The sequence below is a fragment of the Nostoc sp. XA010 genome, from assembly GCF_020829625.1.
GTDB lineage: Bacteria > Cyanobacteriota > Cyanobacteriia > Cyanobacteriales > Nostocaceae > Nostoc.
Genome location: NZ_JAIVFX010000002.1, coordinates 245,629 through 269,070, shown reverse-complemented (window position 1 = coordinate 269,070; position 23,442 = coordinate 245,629). Strand labels below are relative to the sequence as shown.

At 40.8% G+C, this 23,442-nt stretch carries 22 protein-coding genes; 12 read left to right on the top strand and 10 right to left on the bottom strand.

Annotated features, from left to right (window positions below):
* Positions 1 to 158 precede the first annotated feature (158 nt).
* Positions 159 to 539: a hypothetical protein gene (locus tag LC608_RS04105; RefSeq protein WP_229552309.1), complete on the top strand. Its 381-nt coding sequence runs from the start codon at positions 159 to 161 to the stop codon at positions 537 to 539.
* On the opposite strand, the gene LC608_RS04100 is transcribed toward LC608_RS04105, so the two are convergent.
* The 3 genes from LC608_RS04100 to nfi form a co-directional block, all read right to left on the bottom strand.
* Positions 531 to 2,486: an FHA domain-containing protein gene (locus LC608_RS04100; RefSeq protein WP_229552308.1), complete on the bottom strand. Its 1,956-nt coding sequence runs from the start codon at positions 2,484 to 2,486 to the stop codon at positions 531 to 533. The two genes, LC608_RS04105 and LC608_RS04100, sit on opposite strands and share 9 nt — an antisense overlap.
* Positions 2,487 to 2,549: 63 nt before the next feature.
* A complete protein-coding gene (locus tag LC608_RS04095; protein WP_229552307.1) occupies positions 2,550 to 3,101 on the bottom strand; it encodes an FHA domain-containing protein in 552 nt (183 codons plus the stop codon).
* Positions 3,102 to 3,208: 107 nt separating this feature from the next.
* On the bottom strand, positions 3,209 to 3,874 hold the full coding sequence (nfi, locus tag LC608_RS04090; RefSeq protein WP_229552306.1) for a deoxyribonuclease V: 666 nt from the start codon (positions 3,872 to 3,874) through the stop codon (positions 3,209 to 3,211).
* 240 nt (positions 3,875 to 4,114) lie between these two features.
* Between nfi and LC608_RS04085 the strand changes: the two genes are divergently transcribed.
* Both LC608_RS04085 and LC608_RS04080 read left to right on the top strand, forming a co-directional pair.
* Positions 4,115 to 4,636 (top strand): hypothetical protein, encoded by a 522-nt coding sequence (locus LC608_RS04085; protein WP_229552305.1) that lies wholly within the window; start codon positions 4,115 to 4,117, stop codon positions 4,634 to 4,636.
* A 226-nt stretch (positions 4,637 to 4,862) separates the two neighbouring features.
* Positions 4,863 to 5,450, top strand: coding sequence for a Uma2 family endonuclease (locus LC608_RS04080; RefSeq protein ID WP_229552304.1), 588 nt, complete (start codon positions 4,863 to 4,865; stop codon positions 5,448 to 5,450).
* Between the two features lie 2 nt (positions 5,451 to 5,452).
* On the opposite strand, the gene LC608_RS04075 is transcribed toward LC608_RS04080, so the two are convergent.
* Positions 5,453 to 7,384: a hypothetical protein gene (locus LC608_RS04075; RefSeq protein ID WP_229552303.1), complete on the bottom strand. Its 1,932-nt coding sequence runs from the start codon at positions 7,382 to 7,384 to the stop codon at positions 5,453 to 5,455.
* A gap of 682 nt (positions 7,385 to 8,066) precedes the next feature.
* Positions 8,067 to 8,963, bottom strand: a complete 897-nt coding sequence (locus tag LC608_RS04070) for an alpha/beta fold hydrolase (RefSeq protein WP_229552302.1) — start codon at positions 8,961 to 8,963, stop codon at positions 8,067 to 8,069.
* Positions 8,964 to 9,640: 677 nt separating this feature from the next.
* Between LC608_RS04070 and LC608_RS04065 the strand changes: the two genes are divergently transcribed.
* Positions 9,641 to 10,237, top strand: coding sequence for a hypothetical protein (locus tag LC608_RS04065; protein WP_229552301.1), 597 nt, complete (start codon positions 9,641 to 9,643; stop codon positions 10,235 to 10,237).
* 179 nt (positions 10,238 to 10,416) lie between these two features.
* Positions 10,417 to 11,214 carry an armadillo-type fold-containing protein gene (locus LC608_RS04060; RefSeq protein ID WP_229552300.1) on the top strand — a complete coding sequence of 266 codons (798 nt, stop codon included), beginning with the start codon at positions 10,417 to 10,419 and terminating at the stop codon, positions 11,212 to 11,214.
* Between the two features lie 49 nt (positions 11,215 to 11,263).
* Here LC608_RS04060 and ftsE read toward each other — a convergent pair whose 3' ends face one another.
* Positions 11,264 to 12,010: a cell division ATP-binding protein FtsE gene (gene ftsE, locus LC608_RS04055; RefSeq protein ID WP_229552299.1), complete on the bottom strand. Its 747-nt coding sequence runs from the start codon at positions 12,008 to 12,010 to the stop codon at positions 11,264 to 11,266.
* Between the two features lie 194 nt (positions 12,011 to 12,204).
* On the bottom strand, positions 12,205 to 12,960 hold the full coding sequence (locus LC608_RS04050; RefSeq protein ID WP_229552298.1) for a WecB/TagA/CpsF family glycosyltransferase: 756 nt from the start codon (positions 12,958 to 12,960) through the stop codon (positions 12,205 to 12,207).
* 322 nt (positions 12,961 to 13,282) lie between these two features.
* On the opposite strand from LC608_RS04050, the gene LC608_RS04045 reads away from it, so the two are divergent.
* From LC608_RS04045 to LC608_RS04035, 3 genes are all read left to right on the top strand, one after another.
* A complete protein-coding gene (locus tag LC608_RS04045; protein WP_229552297.1) occupies positions 13,283 to 14,002 on the top strand; it encodes a response regulator transcription factor in 720 nt (239 codons plus the stop codon).
* Positions 14,003 to 14,151: 149 nt separating this feature from the next.
* On the top strand, positions 14,152 to 15,825 hold the full coding sequence (locus LC608_RS04040; protein ID WP_229552296.1) for a SpoIIE family protein phosphatase: 1,674 nt from the start codon (positions 14,152 to 14,154) through the stop codon (positions 15,823 to 15,825).
* A gap of 3 nt (positions 15,826 to 15,828) precedes the next feature.
* Positions 15,829 to 16,254 (top strand): anti-sigma regulatory factor, encoded by a 426-nt coding sequence (locus LC608_RS04035; protein WP_229552295.1) that lies wholly within the window; start codon positions 15,829 to 15,831, stop codon positions 16,252 to 16,254.
* Between the two features lie 102 nt (positions 16,255 to 16,356).
* Here the strand turns inward: LC608_RS04035 and LC608_RS04030 are convergent, their stop codons facing one another.
* Positions 16,357 to 16,773: a ketosteroid isomerase family protein gene (locus tag LC608_RS04030; RefSeq protein WP_229552294.1), complete on the bottom strand. Its 417-nt coding sequence runs from the start codon at positions 16,771 to 16,773 to the stop codon at positions 16,357 to 16,359.
* Between the two features lie 396 nt (positions 16,774 to 17,169).
* Between LC608_RS04030 and queG the strand changes: the two genes are divergently transcribed.
* Complete coding sequence (gene queG / locus LC608_RS04025) at positions 17,170 to 18,144, top strand: tRNA epoxyqueuosine(34) reductase QueG (protein WP_229552293.1); 975 nt, start codon at positions 17,170 to 17,172, stop codon at positions 18,142 to 18,144.
* Positions 18,119 to 18,757, top strand: coding sequence for an HAD-IA family hydrolase (locus LC608_RS04020; RefSeq protein WP_229552292.1), 639 nt, complete (start codon positions 18,119 to 18,121; stop codon positions 18,755 to 18,757). Before queG ends, LC608_RS04020 begins: the two co-directional genes overlap by 26 nt.
* Before the next feature lie 231 nt (positions 18,758 to 18,988).
* On the opposite strand, the gene LC608_RS04015 is transcribed toward LC608_RS04020, so the two are convergent.
* Positions 18,989 to 19,363, bottom strand: a complete 375-nt coding sequence (locus LC608_RS04015; protein WP_229552291.1) for a hypothetical protein — start codon at positions 19,361 to 19,363, stop codon at positions 18,989 to 18,991.
* Between the two features lie 222 nt (positions 19,364 to 19,585).
* Here LC608_RS04015 and LC608_RS04010 point away from each other — a divergent pair, with 222 nt between their 5' ends.
* Positions 19,586 to 20,116 carry an orange carotenoid protein N-terminal domain-containing protein gene (locus LC608_RS04010; RefSeq protein WP_229552290.1) on the top strand — a complete coding sequence of 177 codons (531 nt, stop codon included), beginning with the start codon at positions 19,586 to 19,588 and terminating at the stop codon, positions 20,114 to 20,116.
* A gap of 158 nt (positions 20,117 to 20,274) precedes the next feature.
* On the opposite strand, the gene LC608_RS04005 is transcribed toward LC608_RS04010, so the two are convergent.
* The gene (locus LC608_RS04005) at positions 20,275 to 21,039 is read right to left on the bottom strand and encodes an ABC transporter ATP-binding protein (RefSeq protein ID WP_229552289.1); all 765 of its coding nucleotides are present in this window, start codon (positions 21,037 to 21,039) and stop codon (positions 20,275 to 20,277) included.
* A gap of 927 nt (positions 21,040 to 21,966) precedes the next feature.
* Between LC608_RS04005 and LC608_RS04000 the strand changes: the two genes are divergently transcribed.
* Positions 21,967 to 23,433, top strand: a complete 1,467-nt coding sequence (locus tag LC608_RS04000) for an efflux RND transporter periplasmic adaptor subunit (RefSeq protein WP_229552288.1) — start codon at positions 21,967 to 21,969, stop codon at positions 23,431 to 23,433.
* Positions 23,434 to 23,442 lie beyond the last annotated feature (9 nt).

Below are 23,442 nucleotides of genomic sequence, written 5' to 3'. Positions count from 1 at the left end.
AGGTTTTTGGCGTTAACTAAACTGTATTGGTTTTTAACCGCCGATTTAACTCACCATATCAGAATACAAGAGTTATGCGTAGGCGTAGCCCGTCGTAGACATGGCCACTTGACCCTCTGAGCATCAGCGTTGAACCTCTGAATATCATCGTTGAACCTTTGAACTTCATCGTTGAACCTTTGAACTTCATCGTTGAACCTTTGAACTTCATCGTTGAACCTCTGAGCATCAGCGTTGAACCTCTGAACTTCATCGTTGAACCTCTGAACTTCATCGTTGAACCTTTGAACTTCATCGTTGAACCTTTGAACTTCATCGTTGAACCTTTGAACTTCATCGTTGAACCTCTGAGCATCATCGTTGAACCTCTGAGCATCAGCGTTGAACCTTTGAGCATCAGCGTTGAACCTCTGAGCATCAGCGTTGAACCTCTGAGCATCAGCGTTGAACCTTTGAACTTCAAGCTTGGTGTTTGGTACTCAAAACAGCTAGATAAATACTGTATTCCTCCTGCCCCCTGCTTTCTTAAACTAAGGTGACTGATTTAACACCCACTTCAACCACTGCCTAAAGGAACTTATAGTATTCAAACGATGCACTCCAGGCGCACGGGCGGCGGCGAGTCCATCAACGGCGACTAATGCAGCGTACTGCAAACCCAAAAAACTATCAACTGCTGCATAAGAGCCACCTAAAGTTATAGCCCCAGCAGCATACATTTGACCTCTATTACTACGCATTTCTACTAGTTCAAAATTGTTCGCTACAGTCAATCGCCCCAAGTGATTCACTGGGAGATTGTAATGTTTCACCAAATCTGCTATTAGGGGATTAGCATCTACCTTGGCATCCAGTCCAGTAGCATCAACAATAAAGTCAGCTAGCAATTTCATTTCCCCAAAGCTTTGTTCTCGGATACGAGTAATAGTCCGGTTTTGGGCATCTCGTTCTACATCCAAAACCTCACCGAAGGTAATTTGATACCAGCCTTCGCTTAACCCTTGGGCAGTAATTTGCTGCCAGTCTTGGCGGTCGGCGGTGGTAGTTCCACCCCAGTCTGCTAGTAAACGTTTGCGTTCATCGGGAGTTGCTTTTTCTAACATTACCCGGAGTTCGCCGCCCCAACAGGCTTTTGGCCAGTTAAAGGGTTGAAATTCGTAATGATTTTTGACTAGGCGCTGGGTATTTTGAAATTTGTTGCCTTGAGGTTTTGGCGATCGCATCAAGTGCAAAACTGAAATATTCTGATTTCGTTTTCTGGCTTCATAAATGCGCTGAAAAATCCGCGAAGCCACAATTCCCCGCCCCCGAATCAATACCGTACCACCTTGTTGCTCTAGTTGCTCATAAACATGATCGTGAGCTTCATAAGCATTGACGACAGATTTAAAATCTTGATATTTTTCTCTATAAGCTTGCAAATCTGGGAGAAACTGAATTGCTGGATACCCAGTTGCTAAATGTAAATAACGACTAACTAAAAAAGCATAATTTCCTGGGGCGCGAGAATAGGCTACGCAATATCTGCCATCATCAGTTTTGCGAATTCCCCTAACTCGCCCATAACGATAAATTTGATTCCAGCCAATGCGCTTCGCCTCCCTATCTATGGAATCAAAGACATTTCCTGCACGAGGAGTATAAGTTTCTGCAAATGTTGGTTCAGCAAACACTTGCCACAAATATTTGAATGCTGATTTCATCTGTCCCTTGGTGCAATCGTGCCAAGCCTCACGCAAGGCATAACTAGGCCAGCCCCAAATATTATCAGGACAAGAGTCAGAATTAGAACGCAGTCTTTCATATAAAGGAATTTGCGAATTCAAACACAGGCGCTTGTAACGAGCGTAAGGTTCTCCCTCTAATCCCAAAGCCACAATTTTGTCAGGACGTACACCACTAATTCGCAGCAAATCAGCCCACACAAAGCTACCCAGTCCTGCCCCGATCGCTAGATAATCAGATTCATCTACTGGCAGTCCTGTAGCATGAAGTGCTTGCACAGCGACTTTTTGTGCCTGAAACGCTAGCGGCGGGAAATTACTCGTCAAGGGCGTTAGCGGCTGGGCTACAGGCAAGCTGGGGTCTGGAAGATTGGTATTTGCGTTGAAATGAATTGTTGAAGGAGGGCTAGTATCTGGTGCGGGTACGTTAGCAGCAAATGTCACCGTGATCGCATAGGGGCCAATTTGCAACGTATCGCCATTAGCCAGAACACTGCGCGTTTGTGGTTGACCGTTGACATACACACCGTTAACGCTGCCTTGGTCAATCACTACTAGATGGTTTTGTTCCCAGTCAATTAGGGCATGGTAGCGAGAAACTTCGTTACTGTTAAGCAGCATTCGAGAAACCCGTACTCCCCTAAGTTCAGCAGGTAAACGAGCGAATTCTCGACCAAAAGCGATCGGCATACTCAACCTTGGTTCTCGCCGTTCACCCGTTGCTGGATCGTCCCAACTCAATTGGATTTGTTCATTAGTCATTAGTCATCGGTCATTTGTCATTTAATTCTTCCCCTGCTCCCCCTGCCTCCCCTGCCCTCCTTCTCAACTACCCGGTGCTACCAACACACTCACCGCCGCAGCTAAAGACGTTCCACACCAATGACAGCCAATTTGTAGATTTTCTCCTGAGGAAACTTTGTGACATTTGGGGCATTCTAAGCCATAAACTCCTGGCGGTGGTGCAAGGGGTGTTAGTGAATACTGGTGATGTCCAATATTTACTGGTGGATGTGGTGGCAGCAAAATTGTTGCTGGAATGCTACCTGTGGAAACGCTAGTAACGTTGAGTTTTATTTGTCCCAAAGTGATACTAGTGCCCTGAGTTATAGGCATTTCACCTTGGACTAATTGCCGTCCATCGATAAGGGGGGGATTTTGCGATCGCAAATTCCTAATATAAAAGCGTTGTTGCTGGTGATGAAAAAATATTTCAACGTGTAAGCCAGAGACAGTAGGGTGACTCAGAACAATATCGCACCGGAGTGGATCACGACCGATGCGGACAGTGCCAAGATTTTTACTTGGCTGTTGTTCGTAAATGTTCTGAGTTTTATCTTGGTCTGCATCGTGCCACTGTAAAGTTAGTGCGTTCATTGTTCTAACTTCGTAAACCGTATTTAGCTACTTCAACTTCTTTCTGTGCGATTCCTAACACGCTTGAGTCGGTGCAAGCAAGTATTTTAAAAAAATTTCAACAAGCTTTATTTAGCCGAAGCTAATTTATCAGCGATGCGCGTCGTTTCTGGTAGCCGATATTTGGGCGTGCAGCGTAATACATAGTCAATTGCCGTAGGTAAACTAACTCTATGGCCACTGGAAATGTAAAGAGGTTTTACTCCTGTGCGTGTGCGTAGAACTGCGCCAACCGTTTCACCTTTATATATAAGTGCTTGTCTGCTGCCTTTTGTTTCTGACAATTCCTCATACTTGCCTACCAACCTGGACTTGGCTACACCGATTGTCGGCATATCTATGAGTAATCCTAAATGGCTAGCTATACCTAATCCACGGGGATGGGCAATTCCTTGACCATCACACAAGATAATATCTGGTGTTGTTTTAATCTTCTCCAGGGCATCGAGGACAGCTGGAATTTCCCGAAATGAGAGGAACCCAGGAACATAAGGAAAGGTTGTAGGACGGTGTGCTAGGCTTGTTTCGATTACTTGCAAATCAGGAAAACTCAGTACTGCGACAGCTGCACGGCTAATGGTTCCATCAGCTTCAAAACCCATATCCACTCCAGCAACGTACTGGATAGGTTCTTGAAGTTGATCCTCAGTAATTACTTGATCTCGCAGCTTTTCTTGGATAACTATGGCTTCCTCCAGCGTCGAGGGCCAAGCATGATCTCGATAAAACTTCATATTGAAAATTGGAATTAAAGTGATTAATATTAATCCCGTTATGGCAAGCACAAAAACAAGAGTTTTTGATGTTGATACAGGGAAAATCTATTTTTTGCAAAAGTCTGTGAATGACTATCTTTATCCTAGACATTTTAGCCAAGGTTAGCTGATATCTTGCATCATAATGTTACTTAAGGCTGTCAAAAGGGAATCCTGAGAAGATAAGTTTATTTTTTTAGATTTTCTCTTTTACTGGTTATGACACAGCCAAATATTCTAGAACTTGCAAAACAGGGAGATGTACAGGCGATCGCATCTCTGATGAACCGCCACCTACATCCCAAAGGGATCAACGCACAGGTTGCTTTCCAAGATACTTGCTTGGAGGTAATACTAGAATCTCCCCAAGTACTAAATCAGCAAATTTTAGTTCCATTTATCCGCAAAGGGTTAACCGCTTTAGGGTCTGCATCTATTGAAATAGTGAAAGTTTACGGACAACAAACTGGTCAGGAGTTTCCAGCTTGGAGTAAAGAGTTTAATTTAGGCATAGCAGAAGCTGAACTAGAAGCAGTAGAGAATGAACACTCTTCTAGTAATCCTCAACCCCTAACTATTTGTATTAACTTAAGTGGCAATACTGCACAGGAATTAACAAACCAAGATTTTGAATTGATTGCTAATCAAATCAGCACTGATATTTTATCATCTTGTTCTAACGTTTTTATTCAAAAAGTAAGTATTACTAATGGTAGTTGTGTAATTACAAAGGAACGCTAGTGTTTTTGCTCATGCAGAGGCGCAAAAAAAGTCTAAAATTGTCTTTTTCGCAAGAAGTATAATAAATCCAAGATTCCCAAGGGTTCTAAGCAAGTATATCCCGATAAAGCTACACCGAATGGGCAGACAAATTTATTTAATAGGTAAAATGTGATTGCCATCATCTAATCATGCGATCGCACCTCACACAGCACTAAACTAGAAAGTAAGATGCTCACAATAGCCTATGAACGCCACGACAACTACTTTACCTTCTACACTCAAATTGAAAATTGACTTAACTGATGATCAATTTTTCCAGATGTGTCAGAAAAACCGTGATTATCGATTTGAGCGTACAGCATCAGGGGAAATATTAATTATGTCACCGACAGGTAGTGATACTGGCAGACGTAATGTTAAAATTACCACTCAATTAGATATTTGGAACTCTGAGAGTAATTTAGGCGAAGTTTTTGACTCTTCAACCGATTTCACCCTAACTAATGGTGCAGAACGTTCTCCTGATGCTTCTTGGGTAAAAATTGAGCGGTGGAATGCTTTAACCTCAGAACAACAAGAAAAATTTGCCCCAATTTGCCCTGATTTTGTAGTAGAGTTGCGTTCTCGTACTGATTCCTTGAAAGAATTGCAAGAAAAAATGCAGGAGTATATCGAAAATGGCGCTCAATTAGGCTGGTTAATCGACCGAAAAAACAAACGAGTAGAAATTTATCATCCAGGTAAAGATGTAGAGATATTAGATAATCCTGCTAGTTTATCAGGAGAAAATGTACTACCTGGATTTGTGTTGCATTTACAGCAGATTATGTAGCTTTATCGATTAGGATACACATAGCGCATTTCAAAACGACTTTGTTGCCAAAGTGGTAGCAAAGCCTGTTTAGCAGCATTTAATTGAGCTTGCGAAAAAGAAATTTTTCCATTTTCTATAATCCAAATAAATGTCCGAGTTATTAAGTCTGCCTTTAAACTATTCTCGTATTCACAATTATTTATTCTTGCTACTTGCTGATCTAAACAATCTATAGCATGTTTAAAAGTCAAGTTTTTCCAGTCTGTGAAATTGTTAGAAATTTCTTCTTGCCTATTCGCCCACTCAATTTTACGCAAATTTCCTATAATATAGTCGATGCCTCTTATGGACGAATCAGTATTACGCACCAAATTTGTATAGGCTTGGTAATATGGTTTCAAGAGTGCAGCACCAATATTTTCTACATATATATGTAGCCAAGATTGTATGTCACGAAGATAAGGTGCTAAATCTTTGAGATTATCAATTTCTGCAATAAGCACACGCTCACTTGTGTAGTTTGTGATTTTGGCTAGCAATTCAGCTTCAGATAGTTGAGACTTTGCTGAGTAATAATTAATAACTTTTGGAATATATTTTTCTAATAACCACTGTTTAGTATATCTAGCTGTCCAGGTTCCCTGTATCCCAATATCTTGCTGCCATAAGGTTAATTTACCTGTCTCAATAGATTTTAAATTAACATCATTTAGCTCATAGATGATATTAATTTGATTATTAGGCAATAAATCTAATCTTCTATCAAGTTTAGGTAATATAAATGTATGATCGCGAATTCCTCGGCCCACTCTAATTGATATATTTTTTCTATGGAATAGATGCCATTCTGACTTGCCTTTAGTATAATCAAATTCATTAGCAAACTGCTGCATTAACTCCCACAATTCTTGTTTTACAGAAAAAAGGATAAAACCTCTACTGTCTGTAAATTTTACAAATTCATAATTCCATGTTTCTAAAGCATTTTCAAATTCAATTATTAAATTTTTATATTCTTGACAAACTCCATCGATACAAAAACACAAGTCTGCTGCTTCTAATTCTGATAAGATTAGAGTTGTTTTACCTAAATATACCTCAAAAGTATTTGTATTTAACTGTTTAAAAAAACGACGACATCCCCAATCTGGCTGAGTGTGCAATCCAGTTATTAATTGACCTAAAATATCTTGATGATTTAAGTAAATTTTTAGACCTCTTAAAATGAGACTGCTGAACTCTATTTCACAATTACCCTCTCCAAAAGCTTTGGGTAAATTACATGCGATCGCTACTTTTTTTCTCACAACAACTAAGCGGTAGTCTTCTCTCTTAGTGCAAGGTTCAAAATCATATTTTTCTAAAATATCCTGTAAATCTGGATGCTGTCTAATTATTTTTTCTATTAAGTTATATTTATTTTCTTTTAAAATATGTGCTTTATTATCGATGTTTTTCACAAAATCAAAGTTCAGTTTATTATAAAATTTTGAAGCAATATCATTATTTTTAAGTTTATCTATATTTGTATCAAATATTAATTCATTTTTATAGTAATATAGACATTCAAAGACCTTAATATCATATCCGTTAGTGACTATAAAAAATAGTGGGTTAAAATGAGTAATGTAAAAATTAGCTTTCTCAATGACATCATTTAACTTACTTTTTTGGGGTTCTATTACTTCAATAAAAACAAGTAAGTTATCTGTATTTTTTTGCTGAATATTATCTTGAATATAATAAATATGACTATTTTCTGGGTTTTTGTAGTATCCCCCTGATTTAGATGTTTTTAAAGAGTATTCACGATGACATTTTTCTGGATAACAGAGATAGTGAAACATTGGAAAAATAAGCTTTTCTTTTACATCATTTTCATTTCGTAAAATCTGATGGTCAAAACCTTGTATCCATGTGATGAATTTTTTAATTGGCTCTGGAATAGTCATCAGATAATTTACCTGCTAGTATAAATTTGCTATGCCTTATTTTGTTTGTGTAATTAGCAATTTATCAAGTCAGGTTGAATAGTATAGTTATTTTGAATACTATAATGAAACCAATGTCTTGAATTTAATCTCAGAGCATCTCAATTTTGTAAAAATATGCCCAATCCTGGCGAATAAAATTTGGACTCCATCACCTGCAATCTAAAACCTGTCTTCTCTTGAGGAAGACGCTAGGTGAATAGCCCTGGCTTTACAATGCACTGGCTTGGCTATATAGCGGTTTCCGCATGGATAAGGTACAAAAATAAATAATTCATACAGTCAAGTCAACGCGAAACGGGCGGCTAGAAACCGCGTCTACACAAACAAAACCCACCTCCGTGGGTTTCAAACCCTTACTTTTACCTTAGTCCGTTTTTGCGGACGAAAGCCTGTGTAGCCGCGAATTCTATGATACTGTTGGCGAATTAATAGGGGGTCTAACCCCTCACCTCTAATCCATCTTAATTCAGTGCGTTGAAACGCACTTCAGCTATGAGCAATCAATTTATTGCAGGGCGGGAAAGCAAGGTAAAAATCAGGTTTTAGGGATGAGGGGTCTAATCCTTCACGAATTCGCCAACAGTCTTATTCTATTCGCCCTGGCTCTAAGTTGACTACCAATGTACTACTGAACAAAGCACTAATTAAGCAAAGGCAAAAATTGGCGAATTAACCCAATTGTCACTGCTGGTAACTCCAACTGCGGCGTTAACCCGACATCTTCCAACTGTTGAAAAAATCGGATCGCTTGGGGATTAATTTCGGCAAGGCGGCGACCAATTGAGGGGCCTGTAAATTCTGACCTTTGGCCCCAAATAATGGCGGTGGGAGTGGTCAGTTGTTGAATATAAAGGGATAAATCAAAACATAAATCGCCACGGACAAAGGAGAGTGCTGCATACTCAGCATTAGGCTGTTGGGCAGATTGTAAATAAGCATCTACAATTTCTTGGTACACTCGATTAGACTGAGCAAATTGCCGTTGCTCTAAGAAACTGCGAATACCCCCACTAGTGGCTACTCCAGTGCTGTAAAGTAAACGGTCAACAACGGGAACGCTGATTAACTGGGCAAAAAAACTGCGAGAGTAGTCTTCGCCAAAGTCGGAAAGTCCGGCTGGTGTAGTGAGAATTAAAGACTTGAATAAATCAGGATGATCTGATGCTACTCGAATTGTAAAGGCTGCGGTCAAAGAAGAAGCGATCGCTGTTACTGGCCCGGTACAAGTCTGCTCGAAAAACTCCCGAATCGTGGTTAAATAATCTTCAATCTTATAACTCCGTGCTGGATGCTCAGACCTACCCCAACCGATTAAATCTGGCGCAATGACCCGATATTCGGCGGCAAAAGCCGGATATACTTTTGACCACTCATAAGCAGAAGATCCACCACCAAAGCCGTGCAGAAACACTAAAGTTTCCCGATCATCTTTTGTTGTAAAATTGTCCTGCCAAGGTGCTCCAGTGGCTGTATAGTATACCATCCTACCTAGTGAGGTATTTATAGAGCGTTGTTCAAATCCTGGTGGTTGAAACATAAGTACTTTTTGTTGACTGTAGTAATTAAGTAGCCTGAGTAACAAAAAATCTGTAGATACCTGTACACGGAGAAAGCGTTTGATAATTTATCCGCGTTACAAAAGTAAGTGAGTAAGCTTATTCCTTCAATGTATCGGATGAATTGCTACTTGCTGTCTTGGTCATTAGTCAGTAATCATTAGTGCCCCCTCAGCGAAAATCGTGAAAAAAGTACTAATGAATAATAACTAATGACTTCTTGACTAGATTTATCCACGGCTTGAAGCTGTAGGATGAGTTAACGCATCTCCTTTAGTCACCTCAGAATACTTACCTATTTAGTTCAAACTCCTCACTCATTTTTATTATCGGCAACCAATCACTTTAGGACTTCTTCCTACCATTAGATTAAGTAGATATAAAATTACTAGATTACTTATAAAGATTTGGTGATTTTTTTCCATAATAAAAAGTGACTGAGCGTTGAAATTACTGTTTTGCAGGGGTTTTCATGGTAGCAAGTATCACTAAAGCATGAATAAAACATAAGTTTTTATGCTAGTCTATCAAGAAAGTCATAAATAATTTTAAGCGTCAAGAAGATTTAAAATGCTTATTTTAACAATCTATTAATTCTAGTCCGACATGTAGAAACATAGGTTTTGATGTATTACTAAATTTAATTATTATCTAAGTAATGGTAAGGCGGGATGTCATGCTACAGGCTACTCTTCAATTAAATAAACTACCAACGATTGAAGACGCTAAATTTGCGCTTGACTTTAATATACAAAGTGAAATTAAAGCTTCAGCTTGGGGGGATCAGGTGGAGTCAGCTATTGACGCTGGCAGGGTGACTGTACCTAGTTGTATTTGTTTAGACTTAGAAGACTTAAAGTGTTTTGAACCAGTAGAGCGCCAGTATGAACGCTGGGGAGTAATTTTTCACAATTCTATAGCAATACAGCCATCAAATCCAGCATTTCCAGCCTATTCAGGGCTAACAGTTTTAATGGGAGCGCCCAAAAGCGGATTCTTAGAGGCTACTTTCTTACATCCGGTTAATTCGGTTAGCGCCTTTGTCACTAGTTCGCAACGGCTAGTGCTTTCCGCCTACGATCGCGATCGCCAACTCATCGCTCAAACTGTACTACCAAGCGCCAATCTGGCCAATTCAGACTCGGCAATTTCCCCTAATAGCTTATTATCTATAACTGGGAATAACATCTACAGCGTTACCTTCTGTGCCTTTGATGGCCAATTCACCCTTGATAACTTTCGTTTTTGTCTTTAAAAACCTTTTATGCCCTTGCTCTGAGCCGTTTAAAATGGTATCTTGATTTCCGCCGTGCTGTACTAGTCTACTATGCTGCCCTTAAAAACCGGGCATCTTGTGGTTTGGGCTTTCACCCTTTCTTCAACCGTAGTAAAACTTATACAATAGTTAATTTCGTAATCAAGTAGGTAAACACTGTGGCACAGGCTTCGTCTTCTTGGCAGCAACTGATCAACCAGATCCCCAACTGGAACTGGTCGCATCCATTGTTCAAGACAAAGGGAGCAACAAAGCAGCAAACATTTAAGCGCTTCTCTGGGCCTGGAGGCTTTCTTGGGTTCTTGACAATTGTTGTTGCCATGTTGTTGTGGAACTGGATGCTGCTATTGGCTCTCTCAATCGGCGTTGGGATAATGGTATTGGTTTACTCAATGCAGGAGTGGGACTGGCAATTACACTGGTCTAAGATACGTAACTTCTTAAAAAGTTCAAATCGTCGGTTAGCTTTAGCAGTCATAAGTGGTGGTCTTGCTACTGTTACTACTTATATGGCCGCTGCAATTTGGGTTGACTCTCACAGTTCCTGGATTGCTGCTGGTGCTATTGTGCAAGGCGTGGGAACACTGTTGACTTTAATTTTATTGGTCTGGCAAATTGTCAACTTCTATGAAAATCGAGAAGAAGACCACCTCGATCAGTTGTTGGTCAATCTAACAGAAAAAGATCCATTAAAACGGATGATTGCCCTACGTCAACTAACTAAAATCCTCAGCCGTAAGCGAGTTGATTCTTCAGTGCAGCAAGATGTTGTGGAATGTTTGCAACTCCTACTCAGTCGAGAAGAAGAAGTTGCGATCAGAGAGGCAGCTTTTAAAAGTTTACAAGCTTGCGATGACCTCCGGTCGGTGGGAGACCATCGCTTACAAGTTCTACCCCCCAAAACAGCAACAACTTTTACACCTGTATCAGCAAAAGCCAAGCACCACGTTTTTTAGTTATTTGTCCTTTGTCCTTTGTTTTTTGCAAATGACTAATGACAAATAACTATTTTCGAGACAACTGTCCATTGCGAACTTGCACTACCGGATGATTGCATCGCCGTAACAATTGTTCATCGTGGGTAGTAACAATTACTGTAGCCCCAAAGGAATTTAACTTCTGGAGAATCTGAATCACTTGCCAGGAATTATCTGGATCGAGATTTCCAGTCGGCTCATCCGCCAACAGTAAGGGTGGTGTACCAACGATCGCACGAGCAATACTCACCCGTTGTTGCTCTCCCCCAGATAGTTGATCTGGAAAGCAGTCAGCTTTACTCAGCAAACCTACCAGCTTCAAGGTTGGTTCTAAGCGTCGTTGAATTTCTTTACGGGTATACCCTTGAGCTTGCAGCACAAAAGTCACATTTTCCGCTACTGTTCGCTGGGTAATCAGTTTGTAGTCTTGAAAGACAATGCCAATGCGTCGCCGCAATAATGACAAGCGATCGCCCCGTAAACCCGCTACATTACATCCATCAACAATTACTTCTCCCTGCGTCGCTAACTCTTGGCCATACAGCAGTTTCAAAAGCGTTGATTTCCCAGAACCACTTGGCCCTGTGATAAACAGAAATTCTCCCTTTTTTACCTCAAGGTTCGCATCCAACAAGGCGTGAGTGCCATTAGTATAAGTCTTGCTTACAGATTGCAATTGCACCTTGACAGTAGTATTGCTAACCTGCTGTTGAGTTTTATTGTCCTCTCTATGAACTGATTTGTTTGTTTTAACTTGAGTTGTTAATACTGGCATTGTTAAATTTTCCTTATCCCCACAACCAAATAGCTTACGGGTTTAGATTAGCTTATTCCTCTCAAAAATAAGGATTCCCAGGTTTTGCCTGGGAATTGAAAATTTAACAAAGAAAATTTAAATTTTTTGAAGACTTTAATACTAACTAAGTAATAGCACCCAGTACAGACGCGATTAATCGCGTCTCCCCACTCTCAACTAATTGCACCCCTTGCTGTCAAACGATAAACAAAAGCTTTCACAGCAAACGCTGGCAAAGCCAACATCCGCCGCCAACGCCAAGGTTCTTGATAAAGCCGATACAACCATTCCAAATTATTATTTCCTAACCAGGCTGGAGCGCGAGTTTTAGTTCCCGACCAAATATCAAAACTACCACCAACACCAATCCAAATTGCTTGAGGACACAAATGGCGGTTTTCGGCAATCCATAACTCTTGACGTGGCACTCCCAAACCGACAAAAATCACTTGTGGCTGCAATTGAACCAGAGTTTCTCGCAATTGTGCTTCTTCTTCTGGGGAATGGTAGCCTGAGTGAGTGCCTACTATACGCAAATCTGAAATTTGCTGCTGCCAAAAATCTGCCGCAGTTGAGGCCACGCCAGCCGCTCCCCCATAGAAAAAAACCTTTGCGCCTGTCTTCTGTTGCCCGATTTCTTGCAAAAGTTTTTCTGCTAGTTCAATCCCCGGAAAACGCTGCACTTTTTGCCATAACAGCCATCGCAAATACAGAACAACCCCGGCTCCATCTGGAATCACTAGTTCAGCATTTTTAATGACCTGAGCTAGGATTTGATTCTGCTCTGCCTGCATAGTCATTTCTGCATTGAGCGTTACTACATGAATTCCTCTGCCTGCACGCAGGCATTCTAACAACCAGCCTGGATAGTTAGCCATCACATGAACTGGTATTCCCAACACTGAAAATGCTTCATTGCCTTTAGACATAGCCTATTCTGGATTAACCTCACACCAGATTTACTTAAATGTTAAGTTTATCAAATTTTTTATATTAGAACTTAAGCACGAGAGATTCCCATTGCCCTGCAAGAATAGAAAGCATAACTAATTAGTTTTGGACGCTTGTAATTGGGCTGAACCAGTCCAAATTTGATTGTTGAAGTGTAATATCCTACTAAGTATAAAACGCTCAACTTGCAACTCTGGTTCCGGGAACAGAAACCCCCACTATACTACTTGCAGTTAGTGTGGGAGTATGTCACGAAACTCGACTTTCTGGTTAAGGTAGTGTAACGGGCTGAAGTTGGCTATGAGTAAAATTCGTATCGCTCTGATTGAAGATCATGACCTAACTCGTGTAGGTATTCGGACAGCACTCCTACAAAAGGATGACATTGAAGTTGTAGGTGAAGCTGCCAATGCTGCTGAGGGGTTAAAGATGTTAAAAAGGGTACAACCAGATATTGCCATTGTAGATATTGGTTTACCAGATAAGGATGGCATTGAGCTAACACGGGAGTTAAAATCTATTGCTAATGGGCAGCAGCTATTAACAAGGGTGTTAATTTTGACGCTGCGGGATAACAAAGAAGCTGTGTTGGCAGCTTTTGCGGCTGGTGCAGATTCTTACTGTATGAAAGATATCAAATTCGATAATTTGCTGGAAGCAATAAGAGTAACTTACAATGGCAACGCTTGGATCGATCCCGCGATCGCTCGGATTGTATTACAACAAGCGCAACAAAATCCGCAAAAGTTAGAATCAGCTTTTGTAGATACTAAGACCATTGCCTCTAACCCTGATTATGTCGAGAATCTAGAAGGAATTCAACCTTACACCCTGACAGAAAGGGAATTGGAAGTGCTACAGTTGATTGTCGAAGGTTGTAGTAATGCAGTAATTGCTGAAAGGCTTTATATCACTGTTGGGACTGTTAAAACTCACGTTCGCAATATTTTGAATAAGCTATGTGCCGATGACCGTACCCAAGCAGCAGTCCGCGCCTTGCGTTCTGGGTTAGTAGGATAAGGTTAAATTGAGTGAACAGTTATCAAGTTTTAAAACACTGATAATTGATAGCTGTTGAAAATGATTAGTTATTAATTTTTTGTTGATTATCAGGTGGGATAAAAATTATATTATCTCGCCATTCAAATATGTGAAAACTAAAGTCAAATATGGCTGAAATCGGGGTGGACAAACTTAAGCTCATGGTGGTAGATGATGAGCCAGATAACTTAGATTTACTCTACCGTACTTTTAGGCGAGATTTTCAAGTATATAAAGCCAATCATGCCTTTGCTGCTCTGAAAATCTTGGATCAATTTGGTGAAATGGCGGTGATTATTTCTGACCAAAGAATGCCAGAAATGAATGGCACCGAATTTTTTAGTCACACCGTAGAGCGCTTTCCAGACACGATTCGGATTTTGTTAACTGGTTTTACCGATGTCGAAGATTTGGTGGATGCGATTAACTCCGGTCAGGTATTCAAGTACATTACCAAGCCCTGGAATCCTGAACGGCTGAGAGCCTTAGTTGAGCAAGCCACTGATACATATCGTCTAGTTAAGAAGCGCACGCAAGAGTTGCGTCGGGCCCTACAGCGAGAATCTTTGTTTAATGCTGTAACAACGGCAATTCGAGAGTCTCTAGACTACGACAGTATGTTGCAAAAAATTGTCGCAACTATTGGACAAACATTTGAAGCTAGCAATTGCTTACTCAGACCAGTAGAGGGCGATCGCCTCACACAAGACGAGTTCTTATACCGCGATCCGAAATCCGATATATCAGATTGCTTCTTCGACCCCAGTGTTTTAATTGAGAAAGTGCTGGAAACCCGTCATTATCAACTTGCTCAAGATGTATATGAGGGTAATCCTTCTCACCATCTGGTAGTGCCACTTAGCTATCAGCAGCATTTATTAGCTGTGCTGGTTCTTCACCAATGGGGACGCGATCGCCCTTGGCAAGATGAAGACATCCAACTGATTGCAGGTGTTGCCGAACAAGCAGCCTTAGCCCTCTCTCAAGCAAAACTCTACCAGCGCCTCCAAGAAAAGCAACAGCAAATTCACAATGAGTTGGAGGTAGCCCGCCAAATTCAATACAACTTGCTACGCCAAACTTTACCTGACATTAAAGGTGTGAAGGTGCAAGCCTGCTGTTACCCAGCGCGGGAAGTAGGAGGCGATTTTTTTGAAGTTTTTGTCCATCCCAAAGGCGATTTGTGGTTGGCAGTGGGTGATGTCTCTGGCAAGGGTGTCCCAGCTGCTTTATTTATGGCTAGTATTATTTCAGTATTGCGCCGAGAATTATCTCAAGAAGCACCAGCCGAGCCAAATGTGGTCATGCAGAACCTCAACCACGCTCTCAGTGAAGACTTAATTAGCAACAATTATTTCATTACTCTTGTGTTAGCTTGTTATACCCCTAGCACGAAGGAACTCGTCTACACTAATGCTGGTCATATTTATCCACTGTTATGGTCACGTCAAGGTGCTTTAAATGACAATCCCAATTACCTGAAAGTTCGCAGTGTTCCTTTGGGGATCTTGCCTAAGTGGCAGGCAGAGTCTGGTCGCTTGGTTCTCGCTGCTGGAGACACATTGTTACTGGCCAGCGATGGAATTACAGAAGCTACGGTATCAAATAACTTTGCTCTTTCAGGAAAAACCGAGTCTGGTGTTGACCCAGTTAACCGTTCTATGCTGAATCAAGATGGTCTTTGGCAACTCCTGCAACAAGAGCAACAACCGCTTTCTCTTAACCATTTACTAGCTCGCATCCAGGCAGACAACCACGTTCAAGAAGATGATCAAACTATACTTTCACTGGAGATTTTGTAAGTAATGAAAAGTGAGCTTCACGTACCAAGTGACTTGAGTTTTCTTAATATTGTCGAAACCTGGCTGTTGGGATGTTTGAAAATCCAGCTAGGAGAATCTGTAGACTGGTCACGGCAATCAAGCCGTTTGAGGCTGGCTTTAGTAGAAGCCTACTCAAATGCAGTCCGTCATGCCCACAAGGATAAACCAAATTTACCGATTTTACTACGCTTGGAAGTCAAAAATCGCGATCTTGCCCTCGAAGTTTGGGACTACGGCGAAGGCTTTGATATGTCTGACTACTATGCTCCAAACCCGATGGAAAAACAAGAGGGTGGTTATGGTTGGCTAATTATGAATCGTCTTATGGATAAAGTAGACTACCAGTTGCAGATTGATGGTGCCAACTGTCTAAAGTTAGAAGCTACTTTACCGGAATTAGTGAAATAGATAAAATTTACTACTTTTCAAGTAATGTGTTAAGTGAATTTACTGTGATTGGATTTTGTTTTGGGTAGGATCAAACATTGCCTAAGCTATTATACTTATTTGCTAGTTTTCACGACGTAAAGAAAGTAACTCTTGGGGAGAAGCTAAAAGTTTGATTTTAGTATAATAAATTTGCCGTTGTTGGTTGAGGATAAATAACCACAAGACATTCACACTACACCAAGAAGTTTGTGCTTTGCCTGTTACTTGGACTTGAATTGTAGCATTTTCTAAAGCCTCAGCTATTCCCGTATTGGGATAAGCTTTAATGTTTTGGCCTTCTTGTTTTAAGTAGGCTGCGATCGCATGTGTTCCCACAATATCAGATTCAAATGGTGGACGCATCACACCATCTTCCGCAAATAAGGCAGCAGTTGCCTCAAATTCTCCTGCATTTAAGGTTTCAAAATAACGCAGTACACTTGTTTCTGTAATTCCCTCAATTTGGAATTCTTGTTTCAACTGTTCAGCAGAGGTCACGTCGCTTCGCTCCAGATTCAAAATTTAAAATTAACAATCTCCATAAATTTATCTATGGAGTTCGTATCTTTTTTTACGACAAACGTAAAAATATCTGTATTATGCTACCTAAATATTAATTTCAATACAAAAATAGCTAAAAAGAAACCTGCTGTTGAGATAGATTGCCACATTTGTATAAATCTTCCTAACGATGGTAGAGATGTTGCAATATAGCGGTTTTCAATTGCATAGAATACAGACCACTCCTGGGGGCACAGCATTACTGTGCCTTTACCATGTTTTGAATCCAAAGGAAAATTTCTATATAGGGTAAGTAACAAATCTTAATCAAATATATTTACTACATAATGTAAAATTAAATCGCCTTTATTTAGGCAAAATCCAGATAAAAAAATGAATCAGTATTCCGTAACAAGCAGCAATGTAGTGAAAGAGAAAGCCGGCGAGTTGGGCTTTCACAAAGTTGGAATTACTGCTGTAGATAGGGTAGATGCTACAGAAGCGCAGAGGTTACAAGCATGGATTGAACTGGGTTATCACGCTGATATGGAATGGATGGCTAACCCAAAACGCCAGGATATTCGCAAAGTTATGCCAGAGGCGCGATCGCTAGTGTGTGTGGCGCTAAATTATTACACGTCACATCAACGTCCAGAAGGCGAGGAATACGCCAAAATTTCTCGTTATGGCTGGGGAAGGGATTATCACAAGGTGATGCATAAAAAACTCAAGCAGCTAACCCTTTGGTTAAAATCACTTGGTGAAGATGTATTAGCTCGTTATTATGCAGACACTGGCCCCGTGCAAGATAAAGTGTTGGCTCAACTTGCCGGAATTGGTTGGATTGCCAAAAATGGTAATGTGATTACACGGGAATATGGCTCTTGGGTATTTTTGGGAGAAGTGTTGACTAATTTAGAATTAGAGAGCGATCGCCCCCATACAGAACACTGCGGTAGCTGTACTCGTTGTCTTCAGGCTTGTCCTACGGGTGCAATTACTCAGCCTTTTGTCGTGGATGCTAATCGCTGCATTGCTTATCATACGATTGAAAATCGAGCAGAGGAGTTGCCAGAGACAGTGACACCTCATTTACAAGGCTGGGTTGCTGGTTGTGATATTTGCCAAGATGTTTGTCCTTGGAATCAACGTTTTTCCCAAACAACTGATATTGCAGAGTTTCAGCCAAATCCTGGGAATATTGCTCCCAAACTGCTAGAATTAGCCCAAATCTCAGATCAGGAGTGGGATAAACGATTTCCAGCATCTGCCTTGCGGCGGATTAAGCCAGAAATGTTACGACGCAACGCCCTAGCTAATCTTGACGCATCCAGGCGAAATAATGACCCCGAAAGTAATTATTTTTGATTTTGATGGCACTATTGCTGATACAGTAGATGCCCTTGTAAGTATTGCCAATCGTCTAGCTGTAGACTTTGGTTATAGACACATAAGCCCAGAGCAATTATCCCTACTTAAAAATTTAACATCTAGGGAAATTATTAAGTATTCAGGAGTTTCTCTATTTAAGATACCTTTTTTAGTTAAAAAAGTTAAAGGAGAATTAAAAAATAAAATCCCAGGATTAAAGCCAATTCCAGGAATTAAAGAAGCATTAACGGAACTCCAGAATGAAGGATATAAATTAGGAATTATCACTTCTAATTCTAAAGACAATGTTACGCAATTCCTTACAATCAATGATTTAAATCACCTATTTGATTTTATCTACTCAGGAATTACGATTTTTGGGAAAACAACCATAATCAATAATGTATTAAGGCAAAATCAACTCCAACCTCAAGAAGTTATTTATGTTGGAGATGAAACCAGAGATATCGAAGCATCAAAGAAAGCAAATATCCAAGTGATTGCAGTAACTTGGGGCTTTAATTCACCGGAAGTACTAGCCAAGCAAAATCCAGATTATTTAATTCAGCACCCTAGTGAACTATTAGAAGTGATGAATGGTCGTAATTAGTCATTGGTCCATTAGTCACTAGAGGATGTTTTAAAAGTCGTGGGCTGTAATTTTAGGCACTTGTTGATGGGAGCATCTCACCTTTGCAAATATACCAGGCGATTTCCATTCGCCAGGGCAAGCGTGTTTTTACAAAAGTGAAAATATTAACTATTGACGATTCACTAAAACAGTAGGGTGGGCCATGTATATCAATGCCCACCCTACAAAATAGCAAAATATCTGGAAAACTTAATTTTTCCGTTCACCCTTTTCCAAAGCTTGTTTTACTAAATCATCACTGACATTAGTTACACCCTCAGTCTTAGAATTCCCAACTTCCTTTGCTAACTCGAGAAAATCATCAGGATTACCAGTTGACTGTGCTTGAGTTATTGTCTCTTCTGGCTTAGAGATTTGATATTTAGGTGCAGTGGCTGCTTCGGCTGCTGCTGCGCCTTCACCTGTGCGATCAACTTCACTAACGCTGAATTGTTGTGCAGTTGCATAATCAGCATCAAAATCGACGTTTGGCGCTTTTTCTTCACCACTAGCTATGCTTTCGGCAGCTAATTGAGCATCATGGGTGGGAGCTTCATTAACATTGGGCTTTACTTCATCAGGCATAATTAAAATCCTTAGCTTAAATTTTTTATTGCTTGCATAAAAGAGCATAACAAAGTAATTAACTCTTTACTTGCTCCCTTGGGAGAGGCTTTACCTCTATTAAAAGATAGATTAAAGCTGCAATTTGCAATTAATATAACTCTTTCTCTTGATAGTTGAAGCTGATGCTCAAACTTTGGTAAGCCTTAGTTTAACGTGTAAAATTTCTTTGGAAATAAAATTATGACTGCAAGTTACGATAAAACTATTTCTCAAGCCCAGAGCAATGAATCTCAAAATTTGGTAGATGCCTTTAACAATTTAGATACCGATGCAAAATTAGCCTGGTTCTATTTAGTTTATAAAAAAATGGGTGATTCTATCACACCAGCCGTTCCATCTGCTGCCGAACCTGAGTTAGCACCACTTTTGCTAGGACATTATTTTGAGTTATCAGATGAGCAGCAACTAGATATTATGCGGGATATAGTTAACCGCAAAGATACAGAATATTCCCGTGCTTATGGGGCGATAAAAGAAAACAATCAGCTGTTAGTTTGGTATGCTTGGGCAGTAGCTATGGGGGATAAGGTGGTTGACTTACCAGCTAGCTATGAACCAACTAAGGCAATTACTGATCTGGTTTCCCAGATTGAAGGATTAGATTTTGACGAGCAAATTTCGGTGTTTCGGACAATAGCTGGTGAAGTGGGTTACACCGATGTTAAGCCAATTGAGACGCAAGCAGAAACTGGAAAAACGTCTAGTTTGTAATTGTAACTGGCGACTAGTACCGCAAGGCGGAAGTCAAAAGTCAAAAGTCAAAAATCACGTATGCTTTAATTATGGGGTTTTTGGCTGTGAAGTCGCTATTGCATAAACAAAGTCCGCCTACCTTGTGAGAAAGCCAAGGGTAGGCGGACTCTAATAAGTTATGACATAGCAACGCTACTCAAGTCAGATGGTGTCAGATTGGAGTGTACTACTTGACCATCACGGAACCAAACGATGCGCTGGGTTTGACGAGCAACTTCTGGTTCATGAGTTACCATGACAACGGTAATTCCACTGGCATTGAGTTCGCTAAAAATATCTAAGACTTCTTGGGTTGTGCGCGAATCAAGTGCGCCTGTTGGTTCATCGGCTAAGAGTACCACAGGACGATTAACGATCGCCCGCGCGATCGCTACTCGTTGTTGTTGTCCACCAGATAGTTGAGTTGGTTTGTTGTTGAGGCGATTTGCTAAACCTACTCGCGTCAAAGCTTCGATGGCGCGATCGCTTCTTTCTTTTGGGCTTACACTAGCATACACCATTGGCAACATCACGTTTTCTAGGGCTGTTAATTGGGGCAATAGATGGAATTGTTGAAACACAAACCCCAGCTTTTTATTACGGATATGTGCTAATGAGCGATCGTCCATTTGAGCTACATCGAGGTTATCTAAATAGTAATGTCCGTCTGTAGGACGGTCGAGACAACCGATAATATTCATAGCTGTGGATTTACCAGAACCAGAAGGCCCCATGATTGCACAATATTCGCCCTGTTCCACGATTAAGTTGACATCATTCAGCGCTCGTACTTCTGTTTCACCACTACCATAAATTTTGAAAATCTTTTCTAGTCTAATGATTGCTGGTTTCGGTACAGCATTAGGAACCAGGGAATCAGTAATTGTTATAGTGTTTGCCATAAGGAGATAAGTAATCTTGGACTGGGAAGAGAATAGCTTACCAGTTGTAACTATAGTAACTATCCTTATAAAAAAATTTTAGAGTTGTCGTTGCGACTTTTGGCGTAGCCCGCCGCAGGCATCGCTTATCTGCGAAACGCACTGGCGTTTACCAAGTGCAAATAGAATTTTCCAAGACAGAAATTTGAAATTTGAAATTTCTGTTATGAGTCAGCAATCAGGTGAATTAAGAAAGTAACATGCTTTTTTGCTTGCCCAAAACACTAAAAGGAATGCGCGATTTACCGAAATGAGAAAGCAAACTGGGGTTTGAGAAAGCATATAGTCTAAATGCTTTCTCATTTCGGTATTTGGTTTATTAAATTCGACTTTATTTGTTTTTTCAATGAAGTAACTAGGTATAATTATCGATTTGATGACAAGCCCGGAGTCTTTGGCTTTGCGCTTTGCGTCTACGTCAAGCATCATGCCTCAATACTGCAAGCCGAGTATCCTAAGTATTGTGGGTTCTTTGGTGCAAGAATAGCAATCGCTAAAAATGTACAAATTAGAAGCAAGCCGGGGTGTGAAATAATAATGTGGCTAAAGTCACCCTTTCAGGTGAAGCCATACAGGCATGTAACACCTATTATGAAGTAAGATTAAGCAACTGTGAAGCTAACTATGCGTCTAGTTGTTAGTTTATTAACTAAAAATTTAATCCAAAAATTTTAACAACTCCGTATTCCTGCACCGCCCTTTAATTATTTATGTCCCCTCAATTAACCATAGTTAAGAGGAACCCCCAACCACTCCCCATAAGCGCGGAGGGGAGCAAAAGCGCATCTGTTTGCTCTAAAGGGGTGGTTTTACTATGGGCAATGCGATGGACATCATCAATATAAGTACAGACTACTTTCATAAAGCAAGATTTATAGGCTTCTAGATATGGCTACGCATATAGAAATTCCTGTTGTTGGCAAAGTTAAATATCCGTTACGCTGGCTGATGGGGTTGATAGCAGGGGGTGTATTGGTTGTTGGTACTACAACCTATACTCTGGTAAATCAAGGGGCAAATAAAGAAGATATTGCTCAATTAACTGTGCCAGTAGCAGCAAAAAACGTCACCTTACGGATTACAGCTAGTGGCAAAGTCGTGCCAGTTCAGAGCGTAAATATTAGTCCGAAGAACCCCGGAGTACTGTCGCAATTATATGTGGAACAAGGCGATCGCATTCAACAAGGGCAAATTCTCGCCCGCATGGATAGCGCAGGTATTGAGGCTCAAAGGAGCCAGTACCGTGCTAACTTAGCCCAAAGTCAAGCACAACTTGCCCAAGCCCTTGCTGGTAGTCGTCCTCAAGAAATTGCTCAAGCTAGAGCGCGGTTAGGACAAGCTCAAGCCCAGCTAGCCCAAGCTAAAGCTGGTAATCGTCCCCAAGAGATTGCTCAATCTCAATCCCAAGTGGATGCGGCTCAAGCTAAGGTGAATTACACCAGTGGACAGGTAAAGCGTTATCAATACCTATACGAACAGGGAGCAGAGAAAAGACAATTACTCGATCAAGCCATTAGCGAAGACAAAAGCGCTAGAGCCAGTTTAGAAGAAGCTAAAAAACGATTGTCGTTACTCCAAATTGGGACTCGGACTGAAGAAATTGCCCAACGTCAAGCAGCAGTTAATGAAGCACGGGCAGCATTGGTACTGTTGGAAGATGGAACTCGTTCTGAAGAAATTGTCCAGCGTCAAGCAGCTGTTGCAGCTGCTGAGGCTCAATTGAAGGGTGTGCAAGTGCAGTTAGATGAGACTATTATTCGCGCTCCTCTTTCGGGAATTGTTACCCAAAAGTATGCTAACGTGGGTGCTTTTGTGACACCCACAACCTCTGCTTCTACTAGTGCGTCGGCAACTTCTAGTTCAATTGTCGCTGTAGCACGCGGGTTAGAAATATTAGCTCAAGTTCCTGAAGCTGATCTTGGCAGAATTAAACCGGGACAGCAGGTGGAAATTGTCGCTGATGCTTATCCCGATCAAGTTTTTAAAGGTAATGTGCGCCTGATTGCTCCAGAAGCAGTGGTGGAACAAGGTGTGACATCCTTCCAGGTGCGGGTTGCTCTGAATACTGGTACAGATAAACTGCGTTCTGGCTTAAATGTGGATCTGACTTTTTTAGGCGATCGCGTCAATGATGCTTTAGTTTTGCCAACGGTGTCAATTGTCACTGAAAAGGGTCAAACTGGCGTACTTCTACTAGATGCAAAGAATAAACCCCAGTTCCGCGAAGTTACAGTTGGGGCACAAATCCAAAACGAAACTCAGATTTTAGGTGGAGTTAAAGAAGGCGATCGCGTGTTTGTTAATCCACCCAAAGACTACAAAATTGAGAAGGCGAAAGAACAGAATAATTCGTAATGACGCTCC